The 20,235-nt window shown below is 58.9% G+C and carries 16 protein-coding genes; 3 read left to right on the top strand and 13 right to left on the bottom strand.

Annotated features, from left to right (window positions below; all coding sequences use genetic code 11):
* Positions 1 to 749: 749 nt before the first annotated feature.
* The 11 genes from RIKMI_RS0104745 to RIKMI_RS0104800 all read right to left on the bottom strand — a co-directional run bounded on the left by RIKMI_RS0104745 (position 750) and on the right by RIKMI_RS0104800 (position 14,133).
* Positions 750 to 1,295 (bottom strand): hypothetical protein, encoded by a 546-nt coding sequence (locus tag RIKMI_RS0104745; RefSeq protein WP_027290655.1) that lies wholly within the window; start codon positions 1,293 to 1,295, stop codon positions 750 to 752.
* 13 nt (positions 1,296 to 1,308) lie between these two features.
* A complete protein-coding gene (tsaE, locus tag RIKMI_RS0104750) occupies positions 1,309 to 1,758 on the bottom strand; it encodes a tRNA (adenosine(37)-N6)-threonylcarbamoyltransferase complex ATPase subunit type 1 TsaE (protein WP_027290656.1) in 450 nt (149 codons plus the stop codon).
* Positions 1,759 to 1,821: 63 nt separating this feature from the next.
* Positions 1,822 to 3,372, bottom strand: coding sequence for a T9SS response regulator signal transducer PorX (gene porX, locus RIKMI_RS0104755; protein WP_037291519.1), 1,551 nt, complete (start codon positions 3,370 to 3,372; stop codon positions 1,822 to 1,824).
* 522 nt (positions 3,373 to 3,894) lie between these two features.
* Positions 3,895 to 4,596 carry a RadC family protein gene (gene radC, locus RIKMI_RS0104760; RefSeq protein WP_027290658.1) on the bottom strand — a complete coding sequence of 234 codons (702 nt, stop codon included), beginning with the start codon at positions 4,594 to 4,596 and terminating at the stop codon, positions 3,895 to 3,897.
* Between the two features lie 9 nt (positions 4,597 to 4,605).
* Positions 4,606 to 5,787 carry a tryptophan synthase subunit beta gene (gene trpB, locus RIKMI_RS0104765; RefSeq protein ID WP_027290659.1) on the bottom strand — a complete coding sequence of 394 codons (1,182 nt, stop codon included), beginning with the start codon at positions 5,785 to 5,787 and terminating at the stop codon, positions 4,606 to 4,608.
* Between the two features lie 479 nt (positions 5,788 to 6,266).
* On the bottom strand, positions 6,267 to 8,306 hold the full coding sequence (locus RIKMI_RS0104770) for an alpha-L-fucosidase (RefSeq protein WP_027290660.1): 2,040 nt from the start codon (positions 8,304 to 8,306) through the stop codon (positions 6,267 to 6,269).
* A 134-nt stretch (positions 8,307 to 8,440) separates the two neighbouring features.
* Positions 8,441 to 9,706, bottom strand: a complete 1,266-nt coding sequence (locus RIKMI_RS0104775) for a dicarboxylate/amino acid:cation symporter (protein WP_027290661.1) — start codon at positions 9,704 to 9,706, stop codon at positions 8,441 to 8,443.
* Positions 9,707 to 9,994: 288 nt separating this feature from the next.
* Complete coding sequence (locus tag RIKMI_RS0104780) at positions 9,995 to 10,750, bottom strand: porin family protein (protein WP_027290662.1); 756 nt, start codon at positions 10,748 to 10,750, stop codon at positions 9,995 to 9,997.
* A gap of 17 nt (positions 10,751 to 10,767) precedes the next feature.
* The gene (locus RIKMI_RS14275; protein ID WP_027290663.1) at positions 10,768 to 12,867 is read right to left on the bottom strand and encodes an Ig-like domain-containing domain; all 2,100 of its coding nucleotides are present in this window, start codon (positions 12,865 to 12,867) and stop codon (positions 10,768 to 10,770) included.
* A 114-nt stretch (positions 12,868 to 12,981) separates the two neighbouring features.
* The gene (locus tag RIKMI_RS0104795; RefSeq protein ID WP_027290664.1) at positions 12,982 to 13,554 is read right to left on the bottom strand and encodes a GNAT family N-acetyltransferase; all 573 of its coding nucleotides are present in this window, start codon (positions 13,552 to 13,554) and stop codon (positions 12,982 to 12,984) included.
* 66 nt (positions 13,555 to 13,620) lie between these two features.
* Positions 13,621 to 14,133 carry a hypothetical protein gene (locus RIKMI_RS0104800; RefSeq protein WP_027290665.1) on the bottom strand — a complete coding sequence of 171 codons (513 nt, stop codon included), beginning with the start codon at positions 14,131 to 14,133 and terminating at the stop codon, positions 13,621 to 13,623.
* A gap of 223 nt (positions 14,134 to 14,356) precedes the next feature.
* Here RIKMI_RS0104800 and panC point away from each other — a divergent pair, with 223 nt between their 5' ends.
* Entirely contained in the window at positions 14,357 to 15,181 is an 825-nt protein-coding gene (gene panC, locus RIKMI_RS0104805; protein ID WP_027290666.1) for a pantoate--beta-alanine ligase, read from the top strand.
* A gap of 158 nt (positions 15,182 to 15,339) precedes the next feature.
* Complete coding sequence (gene panD, locus RIKMI_RS0104810) at positions 15,340 to 15,693, top strand: aspartate 1-decarboxylase (RefSeq protein WP_027290667.1); 354 nt, start codon at positions 15,340 to 15,342, stop codon at positions 15,691 to 15,693.
* Between the two features lie 63 nt (positions 15,694 to 15,756).
* Here panD and RIKMI_RS0104815 read toward each other — a convergent pair whose 3' ends face one another.
* Positions 15,757 to 16,389: an HAD family hydrolase gene (locus RIKMI_RS0104815; protein WP_027290668.1), complete on the bottom strand. Its 633-nt coding sequence runs from the start codon at positions 16,387 to 16,389 to the stop codon at positions 15,757 to 15,759.
* Positions 16,390 to 16,639: 250 nt separating this feature from the next.
* Here RIKMI_RS0104815 and RIKMI_RS0104820 point away from each other — a divergent pair, with 250 nt between their 5' ends.
* On the top strand, positions 16,640 to 17,578 hold the full coding sequence (locus RIKMI_RS0104820; RefSeq protein WP_027290669.1) for an NAD-dependent epimerase/dehydratase family protein: 939 nt from the start codon (positions 16,640 to 16,642) through the stop codon (positions 17,576 to 17,578).
* 327 nt (positions 17,579 to 17,905) lie between these two features.
* Here the strand turns inward: RIKMI_RS0104820 and scpA are convergent, their stop codons facing one another.
* Complete coding sequence (gene scpA, locus RIKMI_RS0104825; protein WP_027290670.1) at positions 17,906 to 20,053, bottom strand: methylmalonyl-CoA mutase; 2,148 nt, start codon at positions 20,051 to 20,053, stop codon at positions 17,906 to 17,908.
* Positions 20,054 to 20,235 lie beyond the last annotated feature (182 nt).

Below are 20,235 nucleotides of genomic sequence, written 5' to 3' on the forward strand. Positions count from 1 at the left end.
GCTCCGATGGGGTGGGCGCAAAGCCGATATTATGGTATTAAACCGTAGGTTTAAAGTACTGTCTGTCTCCGACGGGCGTTGGTTTTTCTTCGCCCGCTTATGCCGCAAGGGCACCGGTTTCTCCAAACGTCTCATGCCGTCGGGGCACTTTCTTTCTTGCGCGACCAAGAAAGAAAACAAAGAAGTCGCCGGGAATGCGATTTCCCGTTCCTACCTCCTGTCGGAACGGAAAATCGCACATTCCCGGGGTGGCAGTCTCTGTCCTGACTTCTCACAGAGCTAAGAAGCCGGGAGTACTTATTTAATCCTATGGCTTTATGTAAATTCCCCATTGTCAGGCCGGAGCCACCCCCGGCGTAGGCCTGCAAGCAGTCCGCGCTGGCTCCGGACGATGGAATTGACCGTAGGGTTAAGACTAAATTTCCGCGTTAGCGGCTATCCCGGAGCCTCCCCACGGGCGGCAACTACCCTAAACCGCGCCCCCTCCGGGGCGTCCGGACTATAAAGAACCGCAAATTTGTTTACTCAAGAACCGCAGCCTGCGGGGAATGGAGAGGAGGATAGTTACAATCCGGTTCATGTGCCCGGGCGGCATGGCAGAACCGGCGACCGGAGAAAATATTACCTGATGAGAGAATATGCTTGGGGGAAATTGTCCGGATTGTTATGATCGTCTTTTCCGGTTTCCGGGATTCCGCTTGCGTGAAGCCGGTTCTTCAACGATAACCGCGAAAATAGAGGTGGAATGCCTAACGGCCGAGGAAAGTCCTGCGCCAGCGGACGGGGCCATCCAATACTTTGCGCCATACCTCCTGCTGGCGATCCAGGTAAACGCCGAACGTGTAGGACGGTTGCCGGCTGCCTTTATAGAGCATACCCATATCGACCGCCGTCCGTTCCCAGTTCCTGTCCGCCGCGTCGTAATTCATCAGCACCGTCCGCATCGGGACGCGCGAAGCCGCCTGCAACGCCAGCGCGTAGGCCGTGGCGCCCCAGTTCCCTTCGCAGCGCAAGAACAGGCGTGTCAGGTTCCGTTCGTCGCCTTTCAGTATCTTGTAGGTCTCCAGCAGGTCGGCCGTAAAGAGGGCTATGTCCCGTTCGGCCACCATCTCTCCGGCGCGGATGAACGTTTCGGTCAGGGCATCCGCCCGGATGGCAGCCGGAGGGACGCACGCTGCGGCGGAATCCGCCGCGGCCGGCTGAGGCAGGAAAGCCGCGGCCGTCGCCGGCAGTCCGCACGACAGACAACCGACTGTTCCTAAACAGCAAATTCTTATGGCGTAAAAACGAAACATGGACACGACGGTTTCAGTCTTCGATTTCGAGCGTGCGGGTATCTTCATCCACGATCGTGAGCCGCACGTTCAGGGCGTCTTCCGGTATCAACTCTCCGATTTTTTCCGGCCATTCCACCAGGCAGAGGTTCCCGCTGAAAAAATATTCTTCGTATCCGAAATCGAAAGCCTCCTCTACCGAACGGATCCGGTAGAAATCGAAGTGGTAAACCGTTTCCGGTCCCGTACCGCGGGCCGTTTCCGTGGCCGGACGATATACATTGACGATTGCGAACGACGGGCTGTTCACCTCCTGCGGGTCGATGCCCAGCTGGCGGCACATCTCTTTGACGAGCGTGGTTTTTCCGGCGCCCATCGCGCCGTGGAAAGCGATGATCGTTGCCTGTCGGGCCTGCGCCTCGGCCAACAGTTCTTCCGCCGCGTCGGGCAGGTCGGACAGTCCTTTTATCGTGATGGTTTTCATATCTCGGGATGCGTTCCGGCCTAAAGGTACGATTTTTTACCTTTCCGCCCGCATTCGCCGGGCCTATTTCGGATTCAGCACGATGTAGGGCACCATCATCTCTTCCATCGAAATGCCGCCATGCTGGAATGTGTTTTTATAGTACCGCACGTGCTGGTTGAAGTTGTTCGGATAGACCAGAAAATCGTGGTCGTAGGCGAAAATATAGGTCGAGGTGAGGTTCGACTTGGGCAGGTGTGCCTCCTCCGGTTTGGTGATGGCGAACACCTGTTTCGGGTCGTAGTTCAGGTTGCGGCCGCTTTTGTAACGCAGGTTGGGCGAGGTCTCGCGGTCGCCGATCACTTTCACGGGGTTGTCCACGCGGATGGTGCCGTGGTCGGAGGTGACCACGATCGTATGGCCGCGGCCGGAGAGTTGTTTCATGATCTCCCACAGGTCGGAGTGTTCGAACCACGACCGGGTCAGCGATCGGAAGGCCACCTCTTCTTCGGCCAGCTCGCGGATGATTTCGCTTTCGGTGCGGGCGTGCGAGAGGATGTCCAGAAAGTTGTATACGACTACCGACAGGTCTGCGTTGGAGAGCCGGTCGATGTTTTCGAGCAGCTTTTTGCCCTGTTCCGGACGGATCAGTTTGTCGAAGCTCATCCGGTAGGGCTTGCCGAATTGCTGGAGCTGGCGTTTGAGGAAGTCTTCTTCGTAACGGTTTTTGCCGCCTTCCTGGTTGTCGTTGAGCCATAGGTCGGGCATCAGTTTGGAGATGGCCAGCGGGGTCAGCCCGGCGAACAGGGCGTTGCGGGCATACTGGGTGGCGGTGGGCAGGATGGCGCAGTAGAATTCTTCGCTGGCGACGTCGAAGTGGTTGTGGAGCAGGGGCCGGATCATGAGCCACTGGTCGTAACGGAAGTTGTCGATCAGCAGGAAGGTGGTCTTTTTCGATTTGTCCACCACGGGGAAGAGCCGTTGCCGCAATAAGGTATGGGAAAGCACGGGCCGTTCGGGATCGGTGTCGTCGAACCATCCGAGGTAGTTGTTTTTCACGAACCGTGCATAGAGGTCGTTGGCCTCTTTGAACTGGTAGGAGAGGATTTCCCGCACGCTGGAATCGCTGGACTCGGACAGCTCGATGTCCCATTGCACGAGTTTGCGGTAGACGTCGGTCCACTGGGCGAAGGTGCGGGCGTCGGACAGGGCGACGGAGATTTTGCCGAAGTCGGAACGGTAGTCGGCGGTGCTCTTTTCGGACACGAGTTGCTGCTGGTGCACGTTCTTCTTGATGGAGAGCAGCACCTGGTTGGGGTTCACGGGTTTGATGAGGTAGTCGGCGATTTTGGAACCGACGGCTCTGTCCATGATGTTCTCTTCTTCGGATTTGGTGACCATCACCACGGGGGTGGTGGGGGCGAAGGATTTGATGCGGGGCAGGGTCTCCAGTCCGGTCATACCGGGCATCATCTCGTCGAGTATGATCAGGTCGAACGGTTTCTGCTGCACCATCTCGATGGCGTCGTAACCGTTGTTGCTGGTCTCTACTTCGTAGCCTTTGTTCTGGAGGAACAGCAGGTGGGGTTTCAGCAGTTCGATTTCGTCATCGACCCAAAGTATCTTTACGTTCATAACACGCTCTGTTTTTATTCGTACGATTATTTTTCATTCGGGTCGGGCGCCCGGGAGACCGCCCCGAGTTTACGAGGATTGCGGGCCTCCCGTGGGGAGGCGTCCGGCCCGCCCGCTGACGCGGAAACTTGTTTTTAATCGTACGATTAAATTTATATGTTGTTGCCCGGAGCCAGCAAGGGCAAAACCGCAGGTTGCAGCCCTTCGCCGGGGGTGGCTCCGGGCTGACCGCTACGCGGATAATTAATCGTAGGGTTGATTGTATGTCTTTCGCCGACGGGCGTTTGTTCTTTCTTCGCCCGCTCATGCCGGCGGGGCACTTACTTTTTTGCGCGACCAAAAAAGTAAGCAAAAAAGTCGCCGGGAATGCGATTCCCCGTCCCGACTATCGTCAGAACGGAAAATCGCACATTCCCGGGCAGCAGCCTCTACCTGAATTTCAATACCAAGTAAGAAGCCGGGAGTAACCTACATATAAAATAACGATAACAAAAAGTGTTCCGGTATGCGGAACGCAGAATATTAAAGCAATCCCCGTTCCGCGAAACTAAACGGAGACGTGTCCGCGATGATCACATGATCCAGCAGCCGCATGTCGAAATACGAAGCTGCCAGTTGCACTTTATTGGTATTCAGTATGTCCTGTTCGCTCGGATAAGCGTTTCCCGACGGATGGTTGTGTACCAGCACGATTCCCGACGCATTACGGTCCAACGCCCGCCGGATCACGATCCGCGGGTCGATTACCGAACCTTCGAGGCCGCCCTGGCTTACCCGGAAACGCTCGATGATCCGTTTGGAACGCGACAGCAGCATCACCCAGACCTCTTCGTGCGGCAAATCGGACAGCAGAGGCTGGAAGATCGCCACGATGTCCGCGCTGCCTGCGATATAGTCCGGCGTGGGAATGTCCGCCGCACGTCTGCGCCGTCCCAGTTCCAATGCGGCCGCGATACTTACGCCCCGCGCCAGGCCGATTCCGTTGAAGGTTTGCAGTTCCGACAGGCTCTTGCGGCCCAGTGCCACCAGGCTTCCGCCCACCGAGTCCAACAGCATGCGGCCGATTTCGACCGCCGAGTGTTCGACCGTGCCGGAGCCGATCAGCACGGCCAGCAACTCGGCGTCCGTCAGGGCCGAAGCCCCGCGGCTCATCAGCTTTTCGCGGGGCCGGTCCTGTTCGTTCCACTCTTTGATCGAGAGCCGTCCCGGTTTGGCTTTTTCCATAGCTCCGCCTCAGAGTCCGAATTCGCGCAGGTAGGTCGGCATGTCTTTATCGCCGCGGCCGGACAGGTTCACCACGACCACGTCGTCCGCTCCGAACGGGAGCCGGGGTAGGGCGGCCAGCGCATGGGCAGATTCGATGGCCGGGATGATCCCTTCCAGCCGTGCTGCTTCGCGGGCGGCTTCCAGCGCCTGCCCGTCGGTGGCGGCCAGTACGGTCGAACGGCCGGTTTTCGCCAGATAAGCATGCAACGGCCCGATTCCCGGATAATCCAGCCCGGCGGAGATCGAGTAGGGTTCGCGCACCTCCCCGTTTTCGTCGAAGAGGATCATCGACCGGCTGCCGTGCAGGATGCCTTCGGTGCCGCAGGTGAGCGATGCGGCGTGTTCGTTGCCTTCGGTACCGTGTCCGCCGGCTTCGACCTGTACCAGCCGCACGCTGTCCGATTCGAGGAAATGGTAAAAGGCTCCGGCAGCGTTGCTCCCGCCGCCGATGCAGGCGATCACCCAGTCGGGCAGTTCGCGCCCTTCCTGCTCCTTGAGCTGTTTGCGGATCTCTTCGCTGATCACGGATTGCAGCCGGGCCACGATATCGGGGAAAGGATGGGGGCCGACGGCGGAACCCAACAGGTAGTAGGCTTCGGGGTGGGCCACCCAGTAAGCGAAAGCGACATCCACGGCGTCCTTCAGCGTGGCGCCGCCGGCCGTGACGGCTTCGACTTCGGCTCCGAGCATTTTCATCCGGGCTACGTTCAGCGCCTGCCGTTCGACGTCCACGGCACCCATGTAGATGGTGCATTTCAGGCCCAGTTTGGCGCAGACGGTGGCGGTGGCGACGCCGTGCTGTCCGGCGCCGGTTTCGGCGATGATGTGGGTGCAGCCCATCTCGCGGGCCAGCAGAATCTGTCCCAGCGCGTTATTGATCTTGTGCGACCCGGTATGGTTGAGGTCTTCGCGCTTGAGGTAGATGCGTGCGCCGTATTTCTCGCTCAGCCTCGGCGCGAAGTAGAGCGGCGACGGACGGCCTGCGTAATTTTTCAGCAGGGTGGTGAACTCTTTCTTGAATTTCGGACTCTCGATGATTTCGACGTATCGCTCGGCAAGCTGGCCGATGTTCTCTTTGAGTTCGTCGGGAATAAAGGCGCCCCCGAATTCGCCGTAATAACCGTTCTGGTCCGGATCGTATCTCATCACTGTATGCTTTTATAAGGGTCTTTTTATTCTGTTAATAATCCGTTCCCGAACTGGAGGCAACCGTTCTTTTTCTGAAGAACCGAACAGTGTGGCGAGTCCGGAGGCCGTTTGCGGACTATAGCGAGGCAGCGCGAGGAAGCCGCAGGTAAAAAGGACCGAACTTTCGAGCAGCCATGTACGCCTCTCCGGAACCCCATTTCGTCCGATAAAACCAGAGGTTCGGCCTGTCGCCCTCCCCCCCGTGGCGCAGAGCGCCAGGGCGACAAGGCCGGCGGTTCTGCGAACCGCAAAACAACGGGCTGTCGTTCCGATCGAAAATCCTGAAGAAAAGGGCACCTGCCAAACTCAGGAGATACGATCTCAAAAAGTTTGGTTTTACCTTCTTCCTTGCGCCTCGGCCATTCGAACAATCGGCTGCCGCCTCGGTGGTTTACAATAGAGAACAGGACCCTCAAACTCCGAAAACGGATATTATTCAGTTATTTGGTCAGTACTGTAATTTCGGCGAACGAGGCCGATGCCGCATCGTCCGCCGTAGCATCCACCACGAAAGCGATTCGGCTTCCCCGAATCGGTTCCGCGAACGTCACCACCTGTTCGATCGGGTTCGCCTTGATATTCGAGAACTCGCCCGAAGCCGCCTCCCGTCCATCGACGAAGATGCGGTATTTCGACACCGGTCCCATGCCCCAGCGGTTCGCGTCCGGCGCATACGTCAGCCCCGTTACCGTATAGGTGTCTCCCAGGTCGAACTCCAGCTCCCGGCTTTTGGAGAGCAGCAGGTACCATGCCGTACTCGGGTTGCCGTCGAAAGCCGTCAGCGCCTTTTCGCCCGCCGGCTTTACGACGCTGAACGCCGCCGTCGGAATATCGAACGTGCGCGACGCCGCGGGACTTACCTTGCCCAGCGTCGGGTCTACCGCGATCGCTTTCACCGTTCCTTTCCGCGGCATCGGGAACGGTTCTCGGAACAGCGCGGACCGAGAGGTCGGCACCGTGCCGTCCGTCGTATAGCGTATTTCGGCTCCCGGCGCCGCGTCGATGAATACCGTCCCCTCGGCATTGCGCCGGATCGAAGGCTCGACCATCAGTACCGGTGCCAGATAAGCCTCGATATTATTGATGCACAGCGGCCCGCGCGATTCGGTGAAGCGGACCCGCAGCGCCCGCGCCTGCGCCGTCTCGAAACGGATGATGCGCTTGTAGCCGATCGTCGTCATCGTGTCCTGCGTATCGACCGGCCGCCACTGCGCCAGCGTATCCAGGTATTCCACCCCGAACTTCGCCACGCGCTGTCCGAGCGGTATATACTCCTGCAACAGCAGGCGGTTCACCGGAGTCACCGTGTCGAAACGGAACTCCACGCTCCCGGTCGTCACCGTATCTTCCGTCGCCCAATAGGTATCCCAATCGCCGTCCGTCAGCCGGGTCGCCCGAAAATCCGAACCGCGCGTATTGCTGGCTTTCGGTTCGATACCGGAGAGCAGGTCGGTTTCGAACTGTTCGTCCAGCACCTGCCGCCATTCCATGATCCGTGCCGAATCGAGCGGGTGGATACGGCCGTTGAGCGCCACCGGGAAATTCATCAGCAGCGTGGCGTTGCGGCCTACGCTCTGATAATAGATGTTCACCAGGTGCGAAAGGGTACGCACCGACTGGTCTTCGCGGGCATGGTAGAACCAGCCCGGCCGGATCGAAACGTCGCACTCCGCCGGGAGCCACTGCGTGCCGTTCGGCGAACCGTAATGCGGGTTATCGCCCGGTTTGTACGGCGCCCAGTCGGTCTGTCCGGCCCAGCCTTCCTCATTGCCGACCCAGCGGATCGTAGGTTCCGTACCGCCGAAGATCATCGCGTCCGGGAATTTCGAGTGGATGAACTCCACGGCCCGCTCGTACTGGTAATAGCTGTCCGGGTCGATGGAGCGTTTTTCCCGTGCGCCGCCGTAATAGCCGTCGCCGCCGTTGGCCCCGTCGAACCAATATTCGAACAGTTCGATGCTGTCGCAATACTCGGTGATCAGCTCCTGTATCTGATTATGGAAATACTCCGTATATCCCGGTTTGCCGTATTCGGCATGATTGCGATCCCACGGCGAGAGGTAAAGGCCGAACTTAAGCCCGTATTTGCGGCAGGCGTCCACCAGGTCGCGCACCATGTCGCCCTGTCCGTTCCGCCACGGCGAGTTTTTGACGCTGTATTCGGTGTATTTCGAGGGCCAGAGGTTGAAACCGTCGTGGTGCTTGGCCGTCAGGATCACCCCTTTGAAGCCGGCCTCTTTGATGATGCGCACCCACTGCTCGGCATCGAGGTCGGTAGGATTGAACGTTTCGGCCGGCGTGTCGCCGTAGCCCCATTCGAGATCGTTGAAGGTGTTGAGGCCGAAGTGGACGAAGGCGTAGGTCTCCATTTTCTGCCAGGCGATCTGCGCGGGGGTGGGCACCGGATAGACGGGTTCGGGCGCTGTGCCTTTTTTCTGACACGAAACGACCGCAAACGCCGCCGCAAACAATAAGGTCATTGTAAAAATCCCGGAGCCGGCGGAGGCAAAACCGAGCTTGCGAGGTTGCGGCCCTCCGCCCGGGGTGGCTCCGGGTCGGCCGCTATCGCGGAAACCCACGAGAAAAAACAGGTTCTTTATCATAACGGTATGGCTTAGTCTTTGACGTTGGCGTCCACGATGGAGGCCACGGTAGCGTCTCCGGTGACGTTCACCACCGTGCGGAGCATGTCCAGCGGCCGGTCGAGTCCGAGGATCAGGGCCAGCCCTTCCGGAGGCAGTCCCACGGAAGAGAGCACCATGAGCAGGATCACGACGGCGCCGCCCGGAATACCGGGCGTACCGATGGACGAGAGGGTGGTCGTGGCGACGATGGTCAGCAGTTGTACCCAGGTAAGCTCTATCCCCAGCACTTGGGCGATAAAGACGGCTGCGACAGCCTGGTAGAGGCTGGTGCCGTCCATATTGATGGTCATCCCCATCGGCAGTACGAACGAGGTGACGCGCTGCGATACGCCGAGTTTCTGCTCGACGGTTTCCATGTTGAGCGGCAGGGTGGCGGCGCTGGAACTGGTGGTGAAGGCCAGCAACTGCACGGGAGGCATGGTCTTCAGGAATTTCCGCACGGGGATTTTCGAAAAGAGATGCAGCAGAAGCGGGTAGAACAGGAAGATCATCAGGAGCAGCCCGAGTATCACGGTCAGCACGTAAAGGCCGAGCGCTCCGAGCAGTTCGAGGTTGCCGGCGGTGTCGGCGATCATTCCGGCCATCAGGGCGAGCACGCCGACGGGGGCGTATCGCATGATGATATCGATCAGCTTCAGCACGACGGCGTCGAGCGACTCGATCAGGTTCATGAAAGGAGCGGCTTTCTCTTTGCCGGCGAAGAGGACGGCCACGCCGACCAGGATGGCGATCACGATGATCTGGAGCATTCCGCCGTTGTCGCTCATGGCTCCGACCAGATTGTCGGGAAACAAATCGACGAGGAATTGCAGCGGCGGGGTCTCGGCCATCGCTTCGGCCTGGGTATTCTGTTCCGCGACGGTGGTGCCGTAATCGGCCTGCATGGCCGCGGCGCTTTCGGGGCTGACCATTTTGCCGGGGCCGATCAGCTCGACGAGCGTGAGGCCGACGAGCACGGCGAGCACAGTCGTGCAGACATAGATACCGATGGTCTTGATTCCGATTCTGGACAGGGAGGCGATGTCGCTGAGGTTTCCGACGCCTTTGACGAGGGAGATCATCACGAGCGGAATGGCGATGAACTTGAGCAGGCGCATGAATATCTCGCCGAAAGGTTTGACCCAAACGTCTATTTGGGCGGCAAAACCGGCCTGTATGGACAGGATGCCGAGAAGTATCCCGAGCACCATCCCGGCCAGGATCTTGACGTAAAGCGGTAGGCTGCTGAATTTCATCGGATCTTTTTCTGTGAAACGCAAATATACTGAAATCCCGTTTTTTATTCCCAATATCCGTTTTTAAACCGACGGCGACCGTATCTTGTGACATCGCTGCGCTCGTTTTGCCTCCGGGTTGCCCGACGGTTTTCCGCAGGCGTCGCGGTCGTTCGAACGAGTTCGACGGTGCCCGGCTGCCGCATCGGTTGCGGACAAAAAGAGCTGAAAGACCGACGCTGTCGTCCGGCGATTCTTGTGAATCGTAAAGAAAAAACGGGGGCCTCCTGTTCGGGAGTAAAAGACCTTTTATTTGTGCATTCGTACCTTATAATTCAGACCGAGCGTGATCGCCATCTGGTCCGCCGGAGACCGGAACGGATTCCCCTCGTACTTGGTCACTCCCTTGAACACGTCCGACAGCCCGATGTTGTAACGGAATTCCGCCGAGATCGAGAACCTTTTGATCGCGAACAACATGCCCGCTCCGAACGTGATCCCGTATTCCCAACGGTTGTCCCGCACCGGGTCGTATTCATAATCGCCTTGGGCATAGACCTCGCCCGTCGCCTGGTTGTACTCCCGGTAGTCCGAGCTGAACGCGTAGCTGAAATAAGGCCCCGCGCTGAGGTAAAACCGCGTGCCTCCCTTGCTCAGCGGCAGGTACGGCTGCCACAGGATCGGTATTTCGATCGTATTCCACTTGCGTTCGTACACCTCGTCCGATTCGAACGACTGGTGTACCCGGTAGCCCCGCTGCGACCAGTTGATGTCCGCCTCGATACAGCCCACATATTTCTGTGCCGGGACGTCGAACTTATAGACCAGGCCGCCCACCATCAGCCCCATTTTGTATTCCGTCTGCCGCGTCGGTTCGAAACGCGCCGTACCCATCGCATATCCGCCCCGGATACCGATGTAATGGTCCACCTTGACCGGCGCCCATGCCGCGCTCAGCGTCTCGGACGGCACGCCCCGCTGCTGGGCCAGCGCCGTCCCGCAGAAAAATACCGCCCCCGACAGGGCCGCCGTGAAATATCCGATCCGATAGAATAGCCTTATCATTTCCGAAAGTTATAACGTTACGGCCTCTCGAACAGTTCGCGCAAATCCACCGGTACCGCTACGTCCCAGTTCTCCTTGGCCAGTATGTCGCGTCCGTTCAACGGGTGTTCCCAGATGCGGATGCGCTCCGGCTGCCGCCGCTCCACCAGCGATCCCGTATCCCATTCGCCGTTCCTGTTCCGGTCTTCGGTAACCCGCAGCCGGTACGTGCCGGCCGACAGGTAGCGCAGCTTGTAGCTGCCGCCGGCCACGGCGTGTTTGACGCGCTGCACGGTTTTCCCGTCTTTCGTCTGAAGTTCGAGGATATATTCGTAGTCCGGCAGCGCGTCGTCTTCGTTCAGCTCGATGATTACGGTGCCGAACTTGCTGGAATCGGCCACCTTGAATATCGATTGCAACGTGTCGTTCGCCTGGAAAGCGATGTCCGTGAACACGCTGTCCGGGATCAGCAGGCTGTATTCGTCGTCGGCTTTCCAGTCGGCGCGTATGGTGAGCAGCCGTCGAGTGGCACTGTCGAGTTCCACGGTGAACGGTTCCGGGGTTTCGGTCTTTTTGCCCGGTTCCGCGACTGCCGACTGCCGGTCGCGGCTCGGAAGCGAGGACTGCCCTTCGGAAAGTTTGGTCAGTCTGATCCGCGCGTCGTCCACCGACCGCAGCGGATAGTTGAACAACAGTCGGATATGGTTTTCCGGATTCAGCGGGTTGGCCGCCATCACTTCGAATCCGAACGGGTTCTTGGCCGGCAGTTCGTCCTCGCGGCGCGGTTTGTCGGTCTGCGTGGTATCCACGTCCACCTGTTTGAACAGCGTGCTGTCGGCCAGCAGTTCGGCATCGGTGCGTTTGGGGTCTCCCCGCCGGCGGCTGATCTGCCGGGCCACTTTCAGCCATTTTTTCTGGAGCCGCGCCGCACGTTTAGCCTTGCGCCTCGCCTCCTTGACCTTTTTGACACTGTCGGCGTAAGCCGTGTTCGATTTCCTGCCGCGGGCGGTCGGATCGACGATCCGGTGCACGAAGGTCAGCTCTTCGGTCTTGAGCTGCGGGTTCCACAGGCTGTCCTGGGTCATATAGGAAATCCGGGCCCGGATCGTGTCTTGCAGCGCTTCGGCGTCCGCCCGGGTGGGCGGGGCGATCCAGTACCATACGGTGTCGCCCTTGATGCCGTTCTCGCGGGTGAGCCAGGTCGAATCGAGGCCGACCGGGGCGAACGAGACGATTTCGGCCTGCCGGACGGCGTTGAATACGATCTCCAGCTTCTGCCGTTCGGGACGGGAGGTGCCCAGTACGGTCTGCCGGCGGACGGGTTCTTCCATGAACAGCTCGAAGCGGAGCTGCGGCGGGTCTATCTGCCGGCGGGGGCCTTTGCGCCCCGCAGCGGGTTCGATCCACATGTCGAAATCGGGCATCCGGGTCGGATTGTACACGGTGTCGAGCATGGCGACATAGTCGGCTCCGGATTCGTACCGCTGGTTGCCGTTCTTATCGAGTATCGCGTACACGCGGTAATCCTTGTCCCGGAGGATGTCGGCCAGGAAAAATCCGGAACTGTCGCTGCGGAAAACGGCGTCGGGCCGGGCGTTGAACAGGGTGGAGTCGCGCGAGGCCACCGAATCGGCCGCCGCGTCGAAAAAGAAGACCATAGCCCCGATCACCGAATCGCGGGTCTGGGCGTCGACGGTCAGGCCGCTCATCAGGAGGGTGTCGATCTGCGGCCCGGTCGAAAAGATGAAAGCGTAGTCTCCCAGCCGGTTCCCTTCGTTGTTGTCGGCGATGGCGTTGCCGAAATCGAGCCGGTAGGTGGTGTTGCTGTCGGGCTGTTCCTGGAAATCGACCTGTATGGAGCGCCCTTTGACGGTCAGGGTGGGTTTGCTGCCGTTCAGATTGGGCGGCGAGATGACGAACTCTTTCTGCTGGTCGCGCAACGCCACGTATTCGTTGAAATTCAGCAGGATCCGCCTGCCTTTGAAGTTGGCGGCTTTCTGCACGGGCACGGTGCTGACGACAAGCGGGGGGAGCGAGTCGCGCGGCCCGCCCTGGGGCTGCGCGATGGAGGCGCACTGCACGAATATGGCGGCGGCCAGCGACGCGAAAAACCAATGTCGTATCCGGATATGTCGCATATTATCTGTTCGTTGTGCTGTGTTCCGTACGGAACCGTTTTTCATCTTCGGCAAAAGGCCCCGAAAAGACTTCGGCCGGCGGCGCTGCGGCGAAAGCCGGGAGTCTCCGGCGGCTCATAGCTCCTCTATGAAATGGACCGGGTATTCGTTCCAATACTTTTTATAGGTCCGGTCTTGCCGTCCGTCGAGATTCAGTTGGTACATCCTGAACGTAACCCGAATGTTTTTGGGCTGCCACAGCTCTTCGTAGGAATAACGGTAGGTCATGCCTGCGGCTTGCATGACTTTGCCGCTCCTCGGATTGTTTACGTCGTGCGTAGCCGTGACATACGGCACGTCCGTCCGCCTCAGCATGTCGATTACGGCGCGGCAGGCCTCGGTGCAGATGCCTTTGTGCCAGAACTCTTTCCGGAGGCTGTAACCCAGGTCGTGGCTGTCGTCTCCGCTCACGTGGACGCAACCGACCGGCCGGTCGTCCTCTTTCGGGCAGACCGCATAGTAAAACCCTTTCCGCCGGATATGGTTCTCTATATGCCGGAGGTATTGCCGGGCTTCCCCGATGTCTTTCAGCGGGAACATCGGCAAAAACGTATTGACCTCTTCGTCGCCCAAAAGGGCGAACAAGGCATCCGCGTCCGTTTCCGTGAAGCGCCTCAATATCAGCCGTTCCGTTTCTATGCGATCCATTTTCGTTCCGGTGCCGCATGCCGGCACGCGTTTCCGGGCCTGCGAGAAATCCGCCGGGCCTTTGCCCTATATTTCCGCGTCGATCCGGTATTCTTTGTCGATCAGGATATAATCGTAATTTCTCGACCGGCACTGCCGCAGGTTATATTCGTTGGTCCTGCAAAGATCCTCGACGGTCAGGCCCGCGGCCGGCCTTTGCTCGATGACGTTCTCGAATTTCAAAATATCGCGGAAGTTGTGCCGGATGTATTCCTCGCCGAATATCAGGCAGACGTATTTTATCTGCCGGATATATTCCGTCGTGAAGTCCTTTTCCCAGCCGAACGGGATATAACACCCTTCGACGATCATGTTCTGCGCATTTTCGATGCAGGTCTTCACCATTTCCCGGACGATGGGCCACAGATAGTCCGTCAGCTCCGCTTCGTCGCTTTCCGCGGACAATTCGCACAGTCCGCTCCGGATCAGCCCCATCTTCAGGTGGTCTATCGACAGATAGGGATAGCGGTATTTTTCCAGCAGCTTTTGCGCCAGCAGGGTTTTTCCCGTATGTGTGTCTCCTGCGATTAAAATAACCATGGAACTCCGACCGTTTTCCCGGCGAGTCTCTCTCCCGGAGGACGACCGTACGGAAACGGACATGTGCAACAAACGGACAAATATAGGGATTTTTCCGGGTCGGAGCCTCCTGCAGGGGGGCACAAGGCGACAAAAGGGCGAAAACATAAAATAATATTTACCTTTGTGCCGTAAAACATACCGGCGGCAGGCCGGTATTCCGTCAATCTCAAGCATACTGAGGATGAAACTTTGCAGGCGGGCGTCGGAGCTCGCAGGATTCCGGGGCACGGTCGGGTTCGTGCCCACGATGGGCGCTTTGCATGCAGGGCACCTGTCGCTGGTGGGAGAGTGCCGCCGCGCGTGCGACACGGCGGTGGTGAGCATCTTCGTCAATCCCACGCAGTTCAATGACCCGAAGGATCTCGAAAATTATCCCCGCACGGAGGAGGCCGACCTGAAACTGCTGGAAGCGGCGGGCGTGGATTTCGTCTTCGCGCCGACGGTCGAAGAGATTTATCCGGAGCCGGACACGCGGGTGTTCGATTTCGGCGGGCTGGACCGGGTGATGGAGGGGGAGCACCGTCCGGGGCATTTCAACGGGGTGGGCCAGGTGGTATCGCGGCTGTTCGACATCGTGAAACCGGACAAGGCTTTTTTCGGCGAAAAGGATTTCCAGCAGCTGGCGATCATCCGCCACATGGTGCGCGGATTGTCGTTGCCGATCGAGATCGTGGGCTGTCCGATCGTGCGGGATACGGACGGGCTGGCACGCAGCTCGCGCAACCTGTTGCTGACGCCGGAACATCGGCGGGCGGCGCCGCGTATCTACGAGGTGCTGTCGGATGCGGCGGTGTCGCTGCGGGGCAAGGTGCCGGTGGCGGAGGCGAAACGGCTGATCGCGGAGCGCATCGACGCGAATCCGCTGCTCGAAACGGAATATATCGAGATCGCTTCGGCCGAAACGCTGCAACCGGCTTCGGAATGGGGCCGCGCAGCGGGCGATTTGCGTTGCTTCGCGGCGGTACGGGCAGGGACGGTGAGGCTGATCGATAATGTAGCTATTTAAATGGCGCCCTGACCATGCGTTTTACCCGGAGCCAGCGGGAATTGGGATAGTTACATCCCGGCCGGAGTGCCCGGCGGCGCCAGCCTTCCGCCCGGGGTGGCTCGGGCCGCCCGCTGGTGCGGACAACTTTGTATTCGGATATAAATTGGAGATATAGCATGCAGATAGAAGTATTGAAATCGAAGATACACCGCGTGCATGTAACCGAGGCCAACCTCGACTACGTAGGCAGCATCACCATCGACAAAGAGCTGATGGACGCCGCCGGCATCATTGCAGGCGAGAAAGTGCAGATCGTGGACAACAACAACGGCGAGCGGCTCGAGACCTACGTTATCGAAGGCCCCGCCGGCAGCGGGTGCATCTGTATCAACGGCGCCGCCGCGCGAAAAGTCGCTGTCGGCGACATCGTCATCATCATCTCCTACGGCATCATGGATTTCGAAGAAGCGAAAACTTTCCGGCCCAGCGTCGTATTTCCCGATACCGCGACCAACCGGCTCATCCGGTAAGCGTTTCCGGAGAGGAGAAAAAACGACCCGGCACCGAAAGATGCCGGGTTTCCCATACGCGGTTCACCGACCGCCGTACCGTTGCAGCAACTCCGTCAATCCGTCCCCCCAGTCCTCGTCGGGAGCCACATGCAGGCCGCGTATGCCGAGCGCCTCCGCCGCCCGGATATTTTTCAGGCTGTCGTCCACGAATACCGTCTCCTCCGCACGCATGCCGTCCGCCGCGAGCGCTTTCAGAAAAATCTCCGGATCGGGCTTGCAGACTCCCATCTCGTAGCTGCAAAACAACGTGTCGAAATATGCCGTTATGGGTTTCCCCTCCGCACTGAACCGGTCGCTGCGCGTAAACTCCATCATGAAAGGGTTGGTATTGCTCAGCAGACAGACATGGTAATCCTTTCGGAGTTCCGACAAACGGCGCAGCCGCCCGACCGGCACGTCGCGGACGAACCCCAGCCAGCAATACTGGGCCTCCCGCCACTCCACCCGTTCGCGGCCGGCAGCCTGCGCCATTCTCCGGCAAAACTCATCCGCATCGATCCGGCCGGTTTCGACATCCAGAAAAAAATCTTTCTGGCCGTAATCGCCCATATAACGGACAGGATCGATTCCCGCTTCGCGGAAACGGCGGAAAGCCTCCTCCGAATTCTGCCGGAACACCACCCCGCCCATGTCGAATAATATGTTTTTCAGCATATCCGTATCGTATTTTCCGATTGCAAGATAAGAACAAATCCGATAATCCGCCCGCGCCGGCCGCCCGTCTGCCCGTCGGAATGCGTATCGTGCTCCGGAACATCCGGACGATGTCCCCGCCGTATACGCCGAAAAGTATCGGATCCTGCACGCGATTTCCCGAAGCGCATTCCGGAAGTTTTTAACGAATCCTTCGCCGAATGTAAAGAAAAACAGATAAATTTGTTTCCCGAAAACCAAGACCTGACCCATGAAAAAAATACTTATCGTCGGAGCCGGCGGACAGATAGGCTCGGAACTGACCACCCACCTGAGGGGCATCTACGGCCAGCATAACGTAATCGCAGCGGACATCCACGGCGACCGCGAGGACAACGACTTCGTTCAGCTGGATGCGCTGGATGCCGAAGCGGTGGCCAAAACGGTGCGCGAGAACAAAATCGACACGATTTTCAACCTGGTGGCATTGCTGTCGGCCACGGGCGAAGCGAATCCGCAGAAAGCCTGGCGGGTGAACATGGGGGCGCTGATGAACGCGCTGGAAATCGCCCGCGAATATAATTGCGCGGTTTTCACGCCGAGTTCGATCGGGGCTTTCGGGCCGGACGCGCCGAAAGACAAAACGCCGCAGGACACGCCGATGCACCCGACCACGATCTACGGGGTATGCAAAGTGACGGGCGAACTGCTGAGCAATTACTATCATCAACGATTCGGGGTCGATACGCGCAGCGTGCGCCTGCCGGGGGTGATCTCGTCGCAGGCGTTGCCGGGCGGAGGAACGACGGACTATGCGGTGGAAATTTTCTATGCGGCCCTCAAAGGCGAAAAATTCGTTTGCCCCGTACCGCACGACCGGTTCATGGACATGATCTACATGCCGGACGTGCTGAACGCGATGGTGCAGCTGATGGAGGCCGATCCCTCGCGGCTGAAACACCGCAACGGCTACAATGTGGCTTCGATGAGTTTCTCGCCGGAGATCATCTGCGCCGAAATCCGAAAACATATCCCGTCGCTGGAGATGGTCTACGAGATCGATCCGGTGAAAGATGCCATCTCGGAAGGCTGGCCGAATCTGATGGACGACAGCGTGGCACGGGCCGAATGGGACTGGGCGCCGAAGTGGGGCCTGTCGGAGATGACGACGGATATGCTCGAAGTGCTCGGCAAGCGGCTGGGGAAATAACCGGCCGGGTTTCCGTCTTCGGATAATGCGCAGGATGCCGGATACCGCGAGTATCGAATACGCAGGTTTTACCCAAGACTGAGTCGAAGCCCCGTTACCGCCGGGTACTCCGACGGGGAGACAATGTCCGACGGGGTGGATGCGGGCCGAAAAAAATACCGGCCTGTCAAACTAAAAAACAGCCGGGGCGGCAAGGTATATGCGACCTTGCCGCCCCGGCTGTTTCTATCCTGTCGGCTGTTCGACGGGTTCCGATTTCGACGTCCTTTGCAGGCAAAGGGAGACGGTTCCGCCCGCCGCAATGCGCGGCAAGCGGGAACGGATCGGTTACTCGTCGAGCAGGATTTCGAGAATCTTGATCGCCGCATCGGTTACCGGTGTACCCGGACCGAAGATCGCCGCAGCGCCGTTCTTATAGAGGAAATCGTAATCCTGGTGCGGGATAACCCCGCCTACGATCACCACGATATCCTCGCGGCCCAACCGCTTGAGTTCCGCCACGATCTGCGGAACGAGCGTTTTGTGCCCGGCTGCCAGCGACGATACGCCGACCACATGGACATCGTTCTCCACGGCCTGTTTGGCCGCCTCTTCCGGTGTCTGGAACAGCGGCCCCATATCCACGTCGAACCCGATGTCCGCGTAACCCGTGGTTACCACTTTGGCGCCGCGGTCGTGGCCGTCCTGCCCCAGTTTGGCGATCATGACACGAGGCTGGCGCCCCTCTTTTTTCGCAAATTTTTCGCACAGCTCCCTGGCTTTCGCGAACTTTTCGTCGTCTTTCACTTCTGCCGAATAAACACCTGAAATAGAGCGGATCACCGCATTGTAACGGCCTACGACCACTTCGCAGGCATCCGAGATTTCGCCCAGCGAGGCACGCACTTTGGCCGCCTCGACGGCCAGTTCCAGCAGGTTACCCTTCTTGGTCTTCACGCATTCGGTAATCGCCGCCAGGGCCGCTTTGACCTTAGCTTCGTCGCGGTTCGCCCGCAGTTCTTTCAAACGGGCTACCTGCGATTCGCGAACAGCGGTGTTGTCCACCGCCAGGATGTCGATCGGGTCTTCTTTTTCCAGCCGGTATTTGTTCAACCCGACGATGGTCTGTTCGCCGGAGTCGATACGGGCCTGCGTGCGGGCCGCGGCCTCTTCGATACGCATCTTCGGCACGCCGGTTTCGATGGCTTTGGCCATGCCGCCGAGCGATTCCACCTCTTCGATCAAGGCCCAGGCCTTGTGCATGATCTGGTTGGTGAGCGATTCCACGTAATAGGAGCCGGCCCACGGGTCGATGCCGCGGCAGATATTGGTCTCTTCCTGGATATAGATCTGGGTGTTGCGGGCGATACGGGCCGAGAAGTCGGTCGGCAGGGCGATCGCTTCGTCCAGAGCGTTGGTGTGCAGCGACTGGGTGTGCCCCAGCGCGGCGGCCATTGCTTCGATGGTGGTACGGGCCACGTTGTTGAACGGGTCCTGCTCGGTGAGCGACCAGCCGGAGGTCTGCGAGTGGGTACGCAGGGCCAGCGATTTGGGGTTCTTGGGGTTGAACTGTTTCACGATCTTGGCCCACAGCATACGCGCGGCGCGCATCTTGGCGATCTCCATGAAGTGGTTCATGCCGATGGCCCAGAAGAACGACAGACGCGGGGCGAAGGAGTCGATGTCCATCCCGGCGTTCACCCCGGTACGAAGGTATTCGAGGCCATCGGCGAGGGTATAGGCCATCTCGATGTCGGCGGTGGCGCCGGCCTCCTGCATGTGGTAGCCGGAGATGGAGATAGAGTTGAATTTGGGCATGTTCTTCGAGGTGTATTCGAAGATGTCGGCGATGATGCGCATCGAAAATTCAGGCGGATAGATGTAGGTATTCCGCACCATGAATTCCTTGAGGATGTCGTTCTGAATCGTCCCGCTGAGCTGATCGAGGGTACAGCCCTGTTCGAGGCCGGCGACGATATAAAAGGCCAGTACGGGCAGCACGGCGCCGTTCATGGTCATCGATACGGACATTTTGTCCAAGGGGATGCCGTCGAAGAGGACTTTCATGTCTTCGACGGAGCAGATCGACACGCCGGCTTTCCCGACGTCGCCGACTACGCGGGGATGGTCGGCGTCGTATCCGCGGTGGGTGGCGAGGTCGAAAGCGACGGACAGGCCTTTCTGTCCGGCGGCGAGGTTACGACGGTAAAAGGCGTTGGATTCGGCAGCGGTCGAAAAGCCGGCGTACTGCCGGATGGTCCACGGACGCATCACGTACATGGTGCTGTACGGACCGCGCAAATACGGGGCGAGCCCGGCGGCATAGCCGAGGTGTTCCATGCCGAGCAGGTCGTCGGCCGAATAGGAACCTTTGACGGCGATATGTTCGGGGGTCATCCACACGGGGGCTTCGCCGCACTCTTTTTTGGAAGAGCAGCCGCAACTGCCGCCGGCAGTTGCAGAAGTGTAACTTATATCTGAAAATTTGGCTCTCATAATTTGTCGTTCAAAGGTTCGTTTGTCCGTACATTTTAGTTTGAGGCAACCGTTCTTTCTTTGAAAAGAAAGAACCAAAGAAACTTTGTGAAGCTCCGCTACGCCTTAGGCTCCGCAATCCTTTTGCATTGCGAATCCTTTTGTGTTATCGGAACAGGGGGTTGCGATTATTTCCTGATTAG

The sequence above is a fragment of the Rikenella microfusus DSM 15922 genome (assembly GCF_000427365.1).
GTDB classification, from domain to species: Bacteria; Bacteroidota; Bacteroidia; order Bacteroidales; family Rikenellaceae; genus Rikenella; species Rikenella microfusus.